The sequence below is a fragment of the Bacteroides oleiciplenus YIT 12058 genome (genome assembly GCF_000315485.1).
Lineage (GTDB): Bacteria > Bacteroidota > Bacteroidia > Bacteroidales > Bacteroidaceae > Bacteroides > Bacteroides oleiciplenus.
On the sequence record NZ_JH992944.1, the window covers coordinates 337,981 to 353,635 of the forward strand.

General features: G+C 44.5%; 11 protein-coding genes. 6 read left to right on the top strand and 5 right to left on the bottom strand.

The window, feature by feature from the left end; translation table 11 throughout:
- The first annotated feature begins 81 nt into the window (after positions 1-81).
- A complete protein-coding gene (gene alaS, locus HMPREF9447_RS21030) occupies positions 82-2,700 on the top strand; it encodes an alanine--tRNA ligase (RefSeq protein ID WP_009131806.1) in 2,619 nt (872 codons plus the stop codon).
- Positions 2,701-2,986: 286 nt separating this feature from the next.
- On the opposite strand, the gene HMPREF9447_RS21035 is transcribed toward alaS, so the two are convergent.
- Positions 2,987-3,823, bottom strand: coding sequence for a hypothetical protein (locus HMPREF9447_RS21035; RefSeq protein WP_009131807.1), 837 nt, complete (start codon positions 3,821-3,823; stop codon positions 2,987-2,989).
- Positions 3,824-3,917: 94 nt separating this feature from the next.
- Positions 3,918-5,336 (bottom strand): ATP-dependent DNA helicase, encoded by a 1,419-nt coding sequence (locus tag HMPREF9447_RS21040; protein ID WP_009131808.1) that lies wholly within the window; start codon positions 5,334-5,336, stop codon positions 3,918-3,920.
- 95 nt (positions 5,337-5,431) lie between these two features.
- Between HMPREF9447_RS21040 and HMPREF9447_RS21045 the strand changes: the two genes are divergently transcribed.
- Genes HMPREF9447_RS21045 through HMPREF9447_RS21055 form a run of 3 tightly spaced genes read left to right on the top strand, consistent with a single transcriptional unit; the run spans position 5,432 to position 7,447 of the window.
- Positions 5,432-6,118, top strand: coding sequence for a hypothetical protein (locus HMPREF9447_RS21045; RefSeq protein WP_009131809.1), 687 nt, complete (start codon positions 5,432-5,434; stop codon positions 6,116-6,118).
- Between the two features lie 22 nt (positions 6,119-6,140).
- Positions 6,141-6,920, top strand: a complete 780-nt coding sequence (locus HMPREF9447_RS21050) for a DUF3822 family protein (protein WP_009131810.1) — start codon at positions 6,141-6,143, stop codon at positions 6,918-6,920.
- Positions 6,911-7,447, top strand: a complete 537-nt coding sequence (locus HMPREF9447_RS21055) for an RsmD family RNA methyltransferase (RefSeq protein WP_009131811.1) — start codon at positions 6,911-6,913, stop codon at positions 7,445-7,447. Before HMPREF9447_RS21050 ends, HMPREF9447_RS21055 begins: the two co-directional genes overlap by 10 nt.
- Here HMPREF9447_RS21055 and cls read toward each other — a convergent pair.
- A complete protein-coding gene (cls, locus tag HMPREF9447_RS21060) occupies positions 7,442-8,881 on the bottom strand; it encodes a cardiolipin synthase (protein WP_009131812.1) in 1,440 nt (479 codons plus the stop codon). The two genes, HMPREF9447_RS21055 and cls, sit on opposite strands and share 6 nt — an antisense overlap.
- Before the next feature lie 110 nt (positions 8,882-8,991).
- Between cls and HMPREF9447_RS21065 the strand changes: the two genes are divergently transcribed.
- A complete protein-coding gene (locus tag HMPREF9447_RS21065; RefSeq protein ID WP_009131813.1) occupies positions 8,992-9,759 on the top strand; it encodes a porin family protein in 768 nt (255 codons plus the stop codon).
- Between the two features lie 104 nt (positions 9,760-9,863).
- Here the strand turns inward: HMPREF9447_RS21065 and HMPREF9447_RS21070 are convergent, their stop codons facing one another.
- Together HMPREF9447_RS21070 and HMPREF9447_RS21075 are read right to left on the bottom strand one after the other, a co-directional pair.
- Entirely contained in the window at positions 9,864-12,767 is a 2,904-nt protein-coding gene (locus HMPREF9447_RS21070) for a TonB-dependent receptor (protein WP_009131814.1), read from the bottom strand.
- A 99-nt stretch (positions 12,768-12,866) separates the two neighbouring features.
- Positions 12,867-13,280, bottom strand: a complete 414-nt coding sequence (locus HMPREF9447_RS21075; protein ID WP_009131815.1) for a hypothetical protein — start codon at positions 13,278-13,280, stop codon at positions 12,867-12,869.
- Positions 13,281-13,473: 193 nt separating this feature from the next.
- On the opposite strand from HMPREF9447_RS21075, the gene aroB reads away from it, so the two are divergent.
- Positions 13,474-14,535, top strand: coding sequence for a 3-dehydroquinate synthase (aroB, locus tag HMPREF9447_RS21080; RefSeq protein WP_009131816.1), 1,062 nt, complete (start codon positions 13,474-13,476; stop codon positions 14,533-14,535).
- The last annotated feature ends 1,120 nt before the right edge of the window (positions 14,536-15,655 follow it).

Genomic DNA, 15,655 nt, shown 5'->3' on the forward strand with positions numbered 1-15,655 from the left:
AGAATATTAATACTAAGTAGCAAGTAGTTAGTAGATAACAGAGAGTAAAAAACAGTAATAGATTAAGATAAATAGAAGAGTATGTTGACTGCAAATGAAATCCGGAACTCATTTAAGAGTTTCTTCGAGAGCAAAGGCCACCAAATCGTGCCTTCGGCTCCTATGGTAATTAAAGATGACCCGACACTGATGTTTACCAATGCGGGGATGAACCAGTTCAAAGATATTATTTTGGGAAACCACCCAGCGAAATATAAAAGAGTCGCTGACTCACAGAAATGTCTACGCGTTAGCGGAAAGCACAATGACCTAGAAGAAGTAGGACACGATACATACCATCACACCATGTTCGAGATGTTGGGTAACTGGTCATTCGGTGACTACTTTAAAAAAGATGCCATCAACTGGGCATGGGAATACTTGGTGGAAGTGCTGAAGATAGATCCCAAAAACCTTTACGCTACTGTTTTCGAAGGTAGTCCCGAAGAAGGACTGGAACGTGACAACGAAGCCGCTTCCTTTTGGGAGCAATACCTTCCGAAAGACCATATCCTCAACGGAAACAAGCACGATAACTTTTGGGAAATGGGTGATACAGGACCATGCGGTCCGTGCTCCGAGATACATATAGATTCACGTTCGGAAGAAGAGAAAGCTAAAGTTCCCGGTAATCAATTGGTGAACAAAGACCATCCGCAGGTTATCGAAATCTGGAACCTTGTGTTCATGCAATTCAACCGTAAGGCTGACGGCAGTCTGGAAGGACTTCCTGCCAAAGTTATTGACACGGGTATGGGCTTTGAACGTCTGGTGCGCACATTGCAAGACAAGACATCCAATTATGACACGGATGTATTTCAACCGATACTGAAGGCTATTGCCGATATGGCAGGCACTACTTATGGCAAAGATAATCAGCAGGATATTGCTATGCGCGTAATTGCCGACCACATCCGCACAATTGCTTTCTCCATTACAGACGGTCAGTTGCCCTCGAATGCAAAAGCCGGATACGTAATCCGCCGTATTCTTCGCCGTGCCGTTCGTTATGGTTACACATTCCTGGGACAGAGACAGGCATTCATGTACAAACTGCTCCCTGTTCTGATTGAGAATATGGGCGAGGCTTATCCGGAACTGGAAGCACAGAAGGAACTTATCAGCAAAGTTATTAAGGAAGAAGAAGATTCTTTCCTCCGCACACTGGAAACCGGTATCCGCCTGCTGGAGAAAACGATGGCTGACGCCAAAGCTGCCGGAAAGACAGAAATCAGCGGTAAAGACGCTTTTACCTTATATGATACTTTCGGTTTCCCCCTCGACTTGACGGAGCTGATTCTCCGCGAGAACGGTATGACTGCCGACATCAAAGAGTTTGACGCTGAAATGCAACAACAGAAACAACGTGCTCGCAATGCCGCCGCTATCGAAACCGGTGACTGGATTACGCTGAAAGAAGGAACGACCGAATTCGTTGGTTACGACTATACGGAATACGAAACAAGTATCCTCCGCTACCGTCAAGTGAAACAGAAAAACCAGACATTGTATCAGATTGTACTGGACTACACCCCATTCTATGCAGAGAGTGGTGGTCAGGTAGGTGATACAGGTGCACTTGTCAGCGAATTCGAAACGATTGAAGTGATTGATACCAAGAAGGAGAACAACCTTCCGATACATATCACCAAAAAGTTACCCGAGCATCCGGAAGCTCCGATGATGGCCTGCGTGGATACCGATAAGCGTGCTGCCTGTGCAGCCAACCACTCGGCTACTCACTTGCTGGACTCTGCACTCCGTGAAGTATTGGGAGAGCATGTAGAGCAAAAAGGTTCTTTGGTAACTCCAGACTCACTGCGTTTCGACTTCTCCCACTTCCAGAAGGTGACAGATGAAGAAATCCGCCGGGTGGAACACTTGGTAAATGCCAAAATCCGTGCCAATATATTTTTAAAGGAATATCGCAATATTCCTATCGAAGAGGCTAAAGAATTGGGGGCTATTGCACTGTTCGGTGAGAAGTATGGTGACCATGTACGTGTAATCCAGTTCGGTTCATCCGTTGAGTTCTGCGGTGGTATACACGTTGCCGCTACGGGAAGCATCGGTATGATGAAGATTGTTGCTGAAAGTTCTGTTGCTGCCGGTGTACGCCGTATCGAAGCATACACAGGTGCGCGCGTAGAAGAATTGATGGACACCATCGAAGATACCGTACGCGATTTGAAAGCACTCTTCAACAATGCTCCCGACCTGGGCGGAACCATCCGTAAGTATATCGAAGAGAATGCCGGATTGAAGAAACAGATGGAAGACTTCATGAAGGAGAAAGAGGCTCAGATAAAAGAAAGACTGTTGAAGAATGTACAGGAAATCCACGGTATAAAGGTTATTAAGATTTGTGCTCCGATACCTGCTGAAAGCATTAAGAACATTGCCTTCCAATTACGCGGAGAAATCACAGAGAACCTGTGTTTCGTTGCCGGAACAGTGAATGAAGGTAAACCGATGCTGACAGTTATGCTGAGCGATAACCTCGTTGCAGGCGGATTAAAAGCCGGAAACCTTGTGAAAGAAGCCGCCAAACTAATACAAGGTGGTGGTGGTGGTCAGCCTCACTTCGCAACAGCCGGTGGCAAGAATGCTGACGGACTGAATGCAGCGATAGAAAAGGTGCTGAAACTTGCCGGAATTTAAAGACCAGACTATGTGGGTGGACGAATAATTATTCGCCCCTACAAGTAAATAACAGGCGAAAAACTTGATTTCGACATCCGGATATCGTACCTTTTGTCAAGGTAATTCTGATTTAGATCCGAAAAGATATATAGTAAAGAGAAGAAGCGAATGCTTCTTCTCTTTATATTTGGGGTAAACGCACCATCTGTTTGCAGAAAATAGAAACGGGAAAGCCGAAGCCCTCCCGTTCCGTTAAACATCCATAAATTCTCTCTTGACAAAAAGGCCGGATTAGTATACCTTCTTAGTTCTTCTCCACATAATTATATTGCGATAGGCGCTCTATATGATAAACTTTACATCCCTCCGGAACCTCTACCGGACAAATCTCAGTAACATTCTCCCAAAGATCCCACTGTGCACTTTCCAAAGAAGTTCTGGTAGTTTCAGGAAGAGCACCAGCACGATAAAGATGTTTCTCTTCATTATAAGTAAATAACAAACCTACTCGTTCAGTTTCACCCTCAAGAACTGATACTTTTTCATACCGTCCTATCATAGGAGCAATCGTAGAGTCATCCGGATGGACACGCAATACTCCACCTTCCCACATTTCATATTCATCATCCGGTAATAACTCATAACTTCCTCCCAGTTTTACGGTAAAAGTATTCACAAAAGCATTCGTGATTTCAGTTTTTTGTTCTTCCGCAACCTCTCCGGTAACTGCTATACCTTCTTTCACTTTATACAAAACCAACTTCACACGCTCATCCACCGTCACTTGCAACGATGCTGAAGCACCATTACCGTCCCTTACTGTTATCACAATCTGCCCCTCCGTTTTAGGAGTCACTTGTATGCGTTGATAACCATTCTCACTCTTTATAAAAGCAGCAGTTGCTATGGAATTATCTCCATTTACTATAGAGTAGTTACCGTCACCACCATCTACACCGACAATTATGCCGTCCGGTTTAGTCAAATAGAGATTTACGGAACCAATCAGATTATCACATGTCCCTATTTGATAAATAGGTGCATCACCTGTAAAGAAGACCATATCACGGTAATCATTCTCGCATGCAGTACCTACAAACAAGAGTGAAATCAACATTAGAATAGAGTAGATGTATTTCATTGTTTTAGCTTTTTTAGTTTGATTTCATATTATGAAAATGCACGCTTTAGGTAATTACTGCATGGAAGCTGATATTTTTTTTATTTTCAATATCTTATAGTATTTGTTCTTTCGGATAATTCACTAGATACAAAGTACCCGTAGCCCGGGTAAAAGCCGTATATAACCAACGGAAATAATCCGGTGTCAGATATTCATCCGTCATATACCCCTGGTCGAGAAATACATTCTTCCACTGCCCGCCCTGCGCTTTATGGCAAGTGATGGCATAAGCGTACTTCACCTGCAAAGCATTATAATGCGGGTCCGCTTTCATCTTCTTCATCCGTTCGCGCTTCATGGAAATGTCAGCGTAATCTTCGAGCACAGCATAGAACAGTCGGTCATTATCCGCCTTAGGCAAAGCAGGTGCATCCGTATGCAAAGTGTCCAGCAACAGGTTAACTTCCAGCTCAAAATCCCCGTAATCAGGGAAGGCAAGCAGGACTTCCGCAAAACGAAAGCCATACAACTCACGCGTCCGCCGCATCCGGCGGAGAACAGCAATTTCACCATTGGCAATGAAATCCATCTCTTTACTTTTCTCTGTCCAGTAATAATTATTCTTCGCTACCATCAGCAAGTCGCCCGTATTCAATTCATCTTCCCGCCAGAGAATTTGCGCACGTATACCATTATTATATATATTTGCCCGCTTGTTCGAACGGCAGATTACGATGGTTTCGTCCATCCCGTCATGGTCGTAGCAAGCACTTAGTGTATCTATCAACTCATCACCCGGCACCACTTTCATATCGGCAAAACCCGACACCTTTATCTTAGGCAGGCTTTCACAAGCATCTTCTGCTATGAGCTGGCGCAAGCGGGTAGCATTCCACAAGATACCCGAATCCTGTACTTGGCGCACCACTTGCGTTAAGTCAACTTCTATCACTTCCAGTCCATATCCTTTCAGCGCCTCAGCAAACAAGGCAGGGCTTTGTTCTTCCCCCACCGGAGGAAGTTGTGCTGTATCCCCCATCAATATCAGACGACATCCGGTGCCGGAATAAACAAACTGTATCAGGTCATCCAGCAACCGTCCCGTCCCAAACACAGCACCAGACAAACCCTCGTTCGAAATCATCGAAGCCTCGTCTACTATATATAAGGTATGTGTAGTCAGATTATCATTTACAGAAAAATTACTCACCTCATTGGAGAAAGATTGCTGACGGTAAATCTTTTTGTGAATAGTAAACGCCGGATGCCCCGCATAAGCAGAAAAAACTTTCGCCGCCCGCCCCGTAGGAGCCAACAGAATTGACTTCTGTTGCAACTTATCCAATGTCCGTACCAGCGCACCTACCAGTGACGTTTTTCCCGTACCGGCATACCCCCGCAGCACAAAAACCGCATCATTACGGGGAGCTAACAAGAAGGTGGCTAATGATTTTAGTACTATTTCTTGTTCAAAAGTTGGTTCATAAGGAAAATTTTCCTTAATTTGCGTTTCTAAATAGTTATTTATCATTTTTGTAATAGAAAAAAGTTACAGGAACTATCGCCATTAGAATTATTTATTTTATTTTTGCGGTACGAATATAACAACTAAAAAACATATTTATCATGAAAACAGTATTTAATGTCGTTTTAGGCTTGTGTGCAGTGGTATTGATTTACATCTGCTATACCAGCATTATGGGTCCTATTAATTTCGAAAAGGCTAAAAAGCACAGGGAAAAGGCAGTTATCGCCCGTTTAATGGACATCCGTAAAGCACAGCAGGAGTACCGTAACTTGAACCACCAACAGTACACGGCAAGTTTCGACACCCTGATTCATTTTGTTAAAAACCAGAAGTTACCTTTCATCTACAAAGAAGGTGAATTGAATGACAAGCAGTTGGAAGACGGCATGACCGAAAAAAAGGCTATTGCTATCATCAACAAAGCCAAGAAAACAGGAAAGTATGATGAAGTAAAGAAAGCCGGTCTGGAAAACTTCAAGCGTGACACCTTGTGGGTTGCTGTATTGGATACTGTATTCCCCAAAGGCTTCAATGCTGACTCTATGAGATATGTACCTTACGGTAACGGTGCACAATTCGAAATGGCTATCAAGAACGATACTGCTAAGTCAGGTGCTCCTTTCTGTCTGCTCGAAGTGAAGACTCCGTATGAAACTTACCTGAACGGTCTGGATAAGCAAGAAATTGCTAATATGAAAGACGTACAAACTAAGTTGGGTAAATATTGCGGTCTGATGATTGGTAGCTTGGAAACAGCTAACAATAACGCAGGTAACTGGGAATAATCCCCCATCCTCAAAACATTGTATGATAGAAACGATTGACTTTAGTAAATCGGAACAATATACGTTATCCATCCGCCTTAGCGCGGATGGATTTTCTTTTTCTGTATTCAACCCTTTGGGTGAAGGTGAACTCTCTTTCTTTGACCGGAAAGTAGAAGAGTCCCTGTCCCTCACAGCCAACCTGAAACAGACTTTTCGTGAAGTGGCATGGTTGAACCATCCTTACCGTCGTGTAAATGTACTTATGGCAGACAGGTGCTTCACCCTCGTACCGCTTGAGTTCTTCGAAGATGAACAAACGGAAATGCTTTTTTATCACAATCACCCGAAGCGGGAAAATGAAGTAGTGCAGTACAACATTCTGCGGAAAAATAATGCCGTAGTGTTGTTTAGTATGGATAAAAGCGCCCGCTCCTTCTTGTGCGAACAGTATCCTGATGTGAGATTCTATTCGCAGGCAAGTTCATTCATCGAACATTTCTCCAGTAAAAGTCGCCTGGGCAACAGTCGGAAAATGTATGCCCATCTGCGGAAAGATGCTGCCGACCTGTATTGCTACGACCGCAACCGCTTGTTGCTTGCCAACTCTTTTGAATGCGGACAAACGGCAGACCGCGTCTATTACCTATTATACATATGGAAGCAACTCGGCTTTGAACAGGAACGCGACGAACTACACCTCACCGGTGACTTGTCCGACAAAGAAGTTTTGCTCAACGAACTACGAAAATTCATCCGGCAGGTATTCGTCATGAATCCTGCCACTAACCTCGACCTACAGGCCATAACAGCATGCGAGTAATCAGTGGAATATATAAAAGCAGAAGGTTCGATGTACCCCGCACCTTCAAAGCACGTCCTACAACGGATTTTGCCAAAGAGAATCTGTTCAACGTACTTTCCAACTATTTGGATTTTGAAGACGGCGTATCTGCTCTTGATCTCTTTGCAGGGACAGGCAGCATCAGTATTGAGTTAGTGTCACGCGGTTGCGACCGGGTAATCAGTGTTGAAAAAGACCGGGACCACCACGCATTCATCTGCAAAATAATGCAGGAGGTAAAAACCGACAAATGCATTCCCATCCGCGGCGATGTATTCAAGTTCATCAAGGGAGGACGCGAACAATTCGACTTTATCTTTGCTGACCCTCCTTATGAGTTGAAAGGCCTGGAAACCATCCCCGACCTTATATTCGAGAATAACCTCCTGAAAGAAGAAGGATTGTTCATACTGGAACATGGAAAGAAGGATAACTTCGAAGCTCATCCGAACTTTGTGGAAAGGCGGGTTTACGGTAGCGTGAACTTTTCACTTTTTAAATTATAAAAGCGGAGCCATCAAGCGCACCACACTCTCAGCAGCTTTCCTCCACCAAGGGCGCTTCACCCAGTTTTTAAGGAATACCTGCACACTGTCCCGTTGATCCTGAAGAAAAACTTCACGCATCTGCAAAGCAGTTTCGGTATCATAGATAAAGGCATTTACTTCAAAATTATGCTCGAAGCTGCGGAAGTCGACGTTGGTAGAGCCGACGGTGGAAAGCTCATCGTCCGACACCATCAGTTTGGAATGCAGGAAACCTTTTCTATAAAAATAAACCTTCACACCTGCTTGCAAAACGTCTGCCAGATAAGAACAAGAGCCTAAGTTCGTAAGTCGGTTATCTGCACGCAGAGGCAGCATTAAGCGGACGTCCACCCCCGCCAATGCAGCTGTTTGCATGGCAGCCAATATCTGCTCGGTGGGCAAAAAGTAGGGAGTTTGTATATAGAAGTATTTCTTTGCACCGGATATTGCCATACTCAACCCCTGCATGATTTCTTTCCAGGGACCGATGGGATCACTTGTCACAATCTGCACCAGAGAAGTACCACAGGCTTCCAGTTTAGGGAAATAGCGGGAAGCACTTATCAGCGTACGGTCAACAAAATACCAGTCGAGCAGGAAGGCCGTCTGCAAGCCATGCACAGCCTTACCTTCAAGCAAGATGTGTGTATCCCGCCAGATCCCCCACGAGAAGCCCCGCATATAGCGTTCTGCCAGATTCATCCCACCTACGAAACCTACACGTCCGTCAATCACCACAATCTTACGATGGTTACGGTAGTTCACTTTACTGGTGAACACAGGGAAACGCACCTTCAAGAAGCTGCGCACTTCAATGCCTGCCGCACGCATCTCATCATAAAAGCGGTTAGGTACATGCCAGCAGCCCACATCATCGTAGATGACACGCACTTCAACACCTGCCCGGGCCTTTTCTATCAGGACATCGCGCACCATGCGTCCGATGGCATCATCCTCAAAGATATAGAATTCGATATGGATATGCTCTTTAGCTCTCTCCAGTTGCCGCAACAAGGATTGCAACATGGAGGCACCGCTGGTATAGGTTTCTACACGATTGCCGTCGAAAGGTAGAGCCTGATTGGTGTTACGAAACAGAGAGATAAGTCGGCTATAAGCCATAGGTAGAGTGGACGCATCCTGTGCCAGGTACTCCATCATCGGCTTATTCAGCAAACGGTTATAAATCTTATTCCCTATCACACGCTCCCGTCTGCGGCTACGCCCGAAGAAGAAATAGAAAACTAGCCCCACAACAGGCAGAAACATCAGCACCAATATCCACGCAAGTGTCTTCACCGGATTACGATTGTCGAGGACGATGATGACAATAGTTCCGATAATAGCACCAAAGTAAATGATATCAAAAGCAACGGTGGCTACCTGGTTGAGTATGGAGTTCCAATCAATCACAGAAGCAAATATAGAGAAAATTAAAGAATTCCTATTTTTTTATAAGGAAAAAAAGATTGACTTTAAAGTATTTACATATATTTGCAAAATATACACTAAAACAATAAAATATGAAAAGGCAACTGCTAATCGCCCTTCTATTGGGTTTATCCACGAGCATCTGTTACTCACAAGTAAAGATTAACGTACAAGCCGGAACCGGATTAACCGGTATCACCAAGAACGAGAATTACAATGCGAACTTTGGATATCGCTTCGGTTTAGGAGTTGAATTCCCGATTAACCGGACATGGTCGTTACAAACGGGACTCCAATTTTTGAACAGGAGTTATTCTTTTGATGAAGGAGCAACTCAGATTCTCCATGTCCCGTCCGTAACCGGATTAGAAAAACTATATCACTGTTCTTTTAACTCAAAAATAAATGCTCTTTACCTCCAAATTCCCCTTAAGATGGCTTTCTATTTGCCATTCGATAGCCAGTGCGGGCTACAATTCAGTGCAGGTCCGTATATCGCCTATGGCATTGGGGGAAAAAGTAGCCTCAACTGGTTGCTTGCTACTTCAGAATCTATCAACACCGATGACCTCACTGAAGGGAGCCCAAACACTTCGCTTGAGCAAGGAAAAGAATCACATAAGACATTCAGTAAAGACGGAGGGCTGAAACGCCTGGATATTGGATTAAGCCTTGGAGTAGATTTCAAATATAAACGTTTCTTTGCAGGTATTGGTGCTGAATACGGTTTCCTTCCTATTGATAAGGAGTTTCCCAAAGACCTCTTTAGGTATATTTTCCAAGAGGATCAAAAACTGGTTTCCCCCCGCAATATCGGAGTAGAACTCCACGTCGGTTTCTGTTTCTACGCAGGCAAATAAACCGAAGATTGCATCATTTGAAATTAAAAAAGGGTTGTGCCACGCATATGACACACCCCTTTTGCCTTAAAATGGCAATACATATAATAACTGGTTAGGGAACTTTAGAAACGACGTCCACCACCGAAACCACCGGGACGTCCGCCAGGACCACCGGGGCCACCAAATCCACCTCTGTTACCTTCACGGGCAGATTTGCCACCAAAGATATTCAAGCGATAGATGAAGTGCACCATGCAGTAGCTATTGATACCATTATACTCGGAAACCGAACGACCATCCGCCGTCAACGAACGGCTGATATTACTTTGCTGTTTCAGAATGTCATACACCTCAAAGCTAACGGTAGCCGCACCTTTCAGGAAGGTTTGCGAAAGTTGTGCATTCCAGATCAACTCGTTGCGGTTCATGCTTGCATCCGTATAACCACGGCGGCTCTGATTGGCAATGTTCGTGGTGAAAGTCATGTTCCAGGGAGCCATCAACTGGGTATTGGCACCATAAGAGAAAGTATAAGGTTCCTGATTATTGTCCGGACGCAGTTTGTTACGCTCGGAAGTATAAGAAATAGATCCATTCAGTCCGAATTCAAACCAGTCATTACGGTAAGAACCATTCAGACGCTCGCTCAATGTCAGGCCTGTTGTCGTATTCTTATCATCAGCCTTGTTCTCTTGATTGTATAAGTACGCCACATTGTTCTGATAGTTGATGTTGGAGAATGAATTAATAGTATACTTCTTATTCTTCAATGCCGTATTGAAACCGAACATACCAAACGCACTCCAGTTGCCATTGATATTCTTTGGGGTTGTGGTACGTCCACCGGTTTCTTCATTATATTCGGTACTGTTACTAATGCTGTTCTGTGTAGCCGAGAAACTGGCATGCGTCATGATTCCCCGTTGGAGTTCCGCATTATACGTATTATAGAACAAACGCATGGAGTGCGTGAAGGAAGGCTTCAAGCCCGGATTACCGACACGGATATTCAGCGGATTGGAGTTGTCTACAATCGGCAACAGATTCTCCATACTTGGCTGTCCTGTACGCCCACGATAATTGAAGCGCAACTGGCTTACTTTGGAGAAGCGGTAGCGGAAATCAATATTCGGGGCAAAATTGAATACAGAACGGGTGGTATCAATCATATAATCTCCCTTCTTATAAGAAAGTTTGGAACTCTGCGGCTGGAAAGACATTCCGGCACTCAACTGATACTTCTCACGGATGAAACGCAATGATACGGAAGCATCATGATTATAGTATCTGTACTCGGCATATTTACCCAGACTATCCACGGCATGGTTTTGATAACCTACGGGCAACGGTTCGCCAAGTCCCCATTCCGGATTGATTTTGTACAAATCATACGTTGTCTTGTCACTCTCACTATATTTATACTGGAACTGATAGCTGAATTGCAGGAAAGTAGCCCGTGCAATAGGTTCGCTATAAGTGATCTGCGCACTATAATTATAGTCATTCGTCGGAGTAGTGATATACTGGTTACGAATCAAAGTAGAATCCGGATTGGTAGGAATCTGATAGTAACGCGTCATGGACTCCGTGTACTGGTTATTGTCATTATCACCATAGCCGAAGCGTCCGCGGAACGTAATATTACGCCCTTTGTCATTCAGTTTACGGTTAATTTGCAACGTTGCATCGGTAGAAACACTCTTGCTGTCAGAAAGCGTACCGCTGTTCGTAGCATTCACACGAATATCCTTCAACGGGTCTCCGGTGCTTATCGCATCGAAATCAAGATAATCATTTGGGTTAGCAACCAAGCTGAACGGGTCTGCATTGAAGGTTCCCGTCAATGAACTTGAAGCATTATCCGTCTTTCCATAAGAGAAGTTAGGACGGAAGATGATGTTCGTCATTGAATCCGGCTTCCACTCCAAACGAAAATCAGCTCTGAACGTAGAATTCTTGTTCCGGTTGAGTGAGTTGGAGTTGGAATATGAATTACCGTTCTGCAAGAAACGTTCGGATGAATTGACATTGGCAATGTCAGCATCATTATAATTGTACTGGGCACTTCCTCCCAACTCTATCTTCTTTTTCTCGGTAGCAAAACTGATGCCCAGTTCTTTTGGAGCATTCAAACCATTGTTACGTCGCCAGCGCGGGCCGCCACCACCACCGGAAAAACCCTGATTGTTCACGTTATTGGTAGAACCGATAAGAGTGACCTGCGTCTTATCCACAAAGTGGTTTACGTTTAAACGTGCTGCATAGCGATCTTCAGTACCCACGGCAGCATCAGCATTACCAAACCATCCACGGTTCATTCCTTTCTTCACCGTCAGGTCGAGCACCGTTTCTTCTTCACCGTCGTCAATACCCGTGATTCTCGCCAGGTCAGACTGTTTGTCATACGTCTTCAACTTATCAATCATCTCCACCGGTAGATTCTTCAAGCCCGTCTTTACGTCTCCGCCGAAGAACTCTTTTCCGTCCACCATAATCTTCTTCAGATCCTTACCATTGATTTTCACGTTGCCATCATCATCAATCTCGGCACCGGGGAGTTTCTTCACCAACTCTTCGAGCATGGCGCCTTCCGGCGTACGGTAAGCAGTAGAATTGTACACCAAAGTATCTTCTACCACCTGCACCTGCGGCGCTTCTGCGGTAACCACCGCTTCTGCCAGCATCACGGCATCCGTCTTCAACGACAGCGTGCCTACATTCTTATTGGGAGTTTGAGCCGACAATTGCAAGGGAAGCATTGTGGGCTGAAAGCCGATATAGGAAACCTTCAATACATATTTCCCGGCTTGTACTTTAGGGAGAGTGAAATATCCCTGTTGCGTAGTTGCGATGCCTGCTGCAAATGCACTATCCGGCAACGAAAGCAACTGTACTGTGGCTTGTACGGCGGGCTCTTTCGTGTCGTCTTCAATGACACGTCCCGCCACCGTAATGTTTTTAGTCTGAGAGAAAACGGAAAGCGTTGTTGTCAGCAATAACACTGTTCCGATGATTACTTTTTTCATGCGCCTGTTTTTTATGAAACAAAATGTCTGTTTTTACACTGCTTCATTTGACAAGCTTTCCATTAAAAAGTTTAATGAGGATTAAATAAAAGATTCTAATTATCGACGTTCGCGCTTAAATAACCCATCAACCCGCGCTTTCTTTATACCAAATTCCAGACAAAGAATATTCAGTATCAGGAATATCAGAAAAGAGGAAGTGTCCACACTCATAATATCTCCTTTCGCCAGTCGATAAAGCATGCCACCGAAGATGAACAGCACAGTCAGAAATATGGCATTGCGCGTGGCCTTGTTGCGTATCTCTTCTGTTTTTTTGCTTTCGTCCTTCGTCAGGGCAAAGATAGTCATCAGTGCCCCCAGCATCATCAACAACTTGGAACACTCTTTATAGAACAGCAGGTTGGCATCCGTCATTTTCCCCATTACATAGAGCATTATCGGAATGAACAACGCCAGAGCAATCACAAAATATCCTAATAAACGGCAATATACCGGTAACAATGCTTTCATTTTATTTAAGAATTATAAGTTATACGTTTATGGAAGTGGTAAGTTTTGTTGTCTGCAAAGATACTTCTTTCAGAGAGAAATCCTATCTTTCAAAGAAGATAAGCTGCATCTCGGCATAACTTTTTCATGCAAGCATGAAAGTTCTGTACTCGATTTGCATTATCTTTGCGGAACTAAAAAAGACAAATACATCATGAGTAAACAAGAAGTAATCCTCTGCGAGGAACTGGAAAGCAGCCTGACAAACGCCATCGGGAAATGTCCCCATGACAAGCTCTTCATCCTGACCGACGAGCACACCCACCGCCTCTGCCTGCCGCAACTCAGTGGCATCCCGGCACTAAAAGAAGCTACAGAAATCATTATCGGCGCCGAAGACGTTCATAAGAATCTGGAAACACTGGCTTCGGTGTGGCAAGCCCTGAGCGAACAAGGCGCCACCCGTCATTCATTGCTCATCAACCTAGGCGGCGGCATGGTGACCGACCTGGGTGGTTTTGCCGCTTCCAGCTTCAAGAGAGGTATCGCTTATATCAATGTCCCCACTACGCTGCTGGCAATGGTGGATGCTTCTGTGGGAGGTAAAACGGGCATCAACTTCAACGGACTGAAGAATGAAATCGGCGTCTTCGCCCCTGCCGCCTCGGTGCTCCTCGAAACGGAGTTCTTGCGCAGCCTCGATGCACACAACTTCTTCTCCGGTTATGCCGAAATGTTGAAACACGGACTTATCAGCACCCCTGAACATATGGCGGAACTGCTGGCTTTCGATACTGAAAAGATAGATTACGCCGCATTGAAGTCAATGGTAGGCCGTTCCGTACAGGTGAAAGAGGATATTGTGGAACAAGACCCGCTGGAACATGGCATCCGCAAGGCGCTGAACCTGGGGCATACCGTAGGACATGCGTTTGAAAGCCTCGCCCTTGCCGAAGGACGTCCCGTGCTGCACGGTTATGCCGTTGCGTGGGGAATCGTTTGCGAACTATACCTTTCTTATATAAAGGTCGGTTTCCCGAAGGAGAAGATGCGACAGACCATTCAGTTCATCAAAGAGAACTACGGGGGCTTCGCCTTCAACTGCAAGCAGTATGACCAGCTTTACGAACTGATGAAGCATGACAAGAAGAACAGTGCCGGCGTCATCAACTTCACCTTGCTGAAAGAGGTAGGCGACATCAGCCTCAACCAGACAACGGACAAGGATACCATTTTTGAAATGTTCGACTTCTACCGGGAGTGCATGGGGGTATAATCCCCCCACTCTCAGCCTTGCTTTCGTTGCAGTTCCATCCTCCTACAGCGCAGCCCAGCCGTTTGGCAGCACACTCCACGCAAAGGACGGCAAAGGCGAGACGGCTTTCTGTTCTTAACAATACAAAGACAGCAATGTTTTCCGTATTCTATAAGATGTCAAAAAAGAATCAATCCACCTACTACCTCTATTCGGGAATGCGTCCTAAAGGCATTCTTTATTTCACCACCTGCCTATCAGAACATAGCCCATTAGGCATTCTTTTTGCGTTCCACTATAGTGGAACGAAGAAAATGTAGGCAATGAAGAAAATCTGATTAGGCAATAAAAGAAGTCTGGACAGCATCCTGACCGAAAATAAGATTCGGTGCTTTGTGCTCGTTTATTGGGTTCTAAACCGCTCAGGAATGAATCATCCTTGCCAATGCATCTGCTTAGTTTGTTGATTATCAGCAGATAGCATTTACATACAATTTACCTCACAATGTAAAAGCATTTACCGCCGTATGTAACGACCTTTACCACCTATTGTAACGCTCTTTACCACGGCATGTAACGGCCTTTACCTCGGCGTGTAAATGAAGTTGCCATTTGGGGTAAATAGAATCACCATGGGAGGAAACAACCATGTACTTATAAGGTAAAAGAAGGTAATCCATATCTGTCTATATATGAACGGTTTGTTCCATAAGCTTTTCGAACGCATTCGGTAAGCTTTCCGAGCGTGTTCCCCAAGCTTTCTGAATACGTTCAATAAGCTGTAAGTACATCTTTGCCTTGCTGAAGTCATTTGACTCAAATCTGTGCAGAAAGGAACAAAAGTGATTAGTGATTAGCGTTTAGTGATTAGTGATTAGTAATGAGGCAAATGATAAACAGCACTATCTCAATTCTCCTCCTCCCGGGAGGTTGTGTAAAAAGTAAGAATCAAGTGTTCTTTGACATATTGTATAAAAAGGATTTTATATCTTTGCTTTGATAACAATAGGATTAATTTTATGGGCTATATTCAACCTTTTGATCGTAATCAACTGACTCTTCCCGAGTCTTTAGATTCTTATATCTCTTGTGAGAACCCTGTTCGTCTGATTGATGTTTTTGTCGATCAGTTTATCAAATT

Excerpts from the sequence above, each read along its gene's own strand:
- alaS (WP_009131806.1), top strand. The coding sequence starts at position 82 with ATGTTGACTGCAAATGAAATCCGGAACTCATTTAAGAGTTTCTTCGAG.
- HMPREF9447_RS21035 (WP_009131807.1), bottom strand. The coding sequence starts at position 3,823 with ATGAAATACATCTACTCTATTCTAATGTTGATTTCACTCTTGTTTGTA.
- HMPREF9447_RS21040 (WP_009131808.1), bottom strand. The coding sequence starts at position 5,336 with ATGATAAATAACTATTTAGAAACGCAAATTAAGGAAAATTTTCCTTAT.
- HMPREF9447_RS21045 (WP_009131809.1), top strand. The coding sequence starts at position 5,432 with ATGAAAACAGTATTTAATGTCGTTTTAGGCTTGTGTGCAGTGGTATTG.
- HMPREF9447_RS21050 (WP_009131810.1), top strand. The coding sequence starts at position 6,141 with ATGATAGAAACGATTGACTTTAGTAAATCGGAACAATATACGTTATCC.
- HMPREF9447_RS21055 (WP_009131811.1), top strand. The coding sequence starts at position 6,911 with ATGCGAGTAATCAGTGGAATATATAAAAGCAGAAGGTTCGATGTACCC.
- HMPREF9447_RS21065 (WP_009131813.1), top strand. The coding sequence starts at position 8,992 with ATGAAAAGGCAACTGCTAATCGCCCTTCTATTGGGTTTATCCACGAGC.
- HMPREF9447_RS21070 (WP_009131814.1), bottom strand. The coding sequence starts at position 12,767 with ATGAAAAAAGTAATCATCGGAACAGTGTTATTGCTGACAACAACGCTT.
- HMPREF9447_RS21075 (WP_009131815.1), bottom strand. The coding sequence starts at position 13,280 with ATGAAAGCATTGTTACCGGTATATTGCCGTTTATTAGGATATTTTGTG.
- aroB (WP_009131816.1), top strand. The coding sequence starts at position 13,474 with ATGAGTAAACAAGAAGTAATCCTCTGCGAGGAACTGGAAAGCAGCCTG.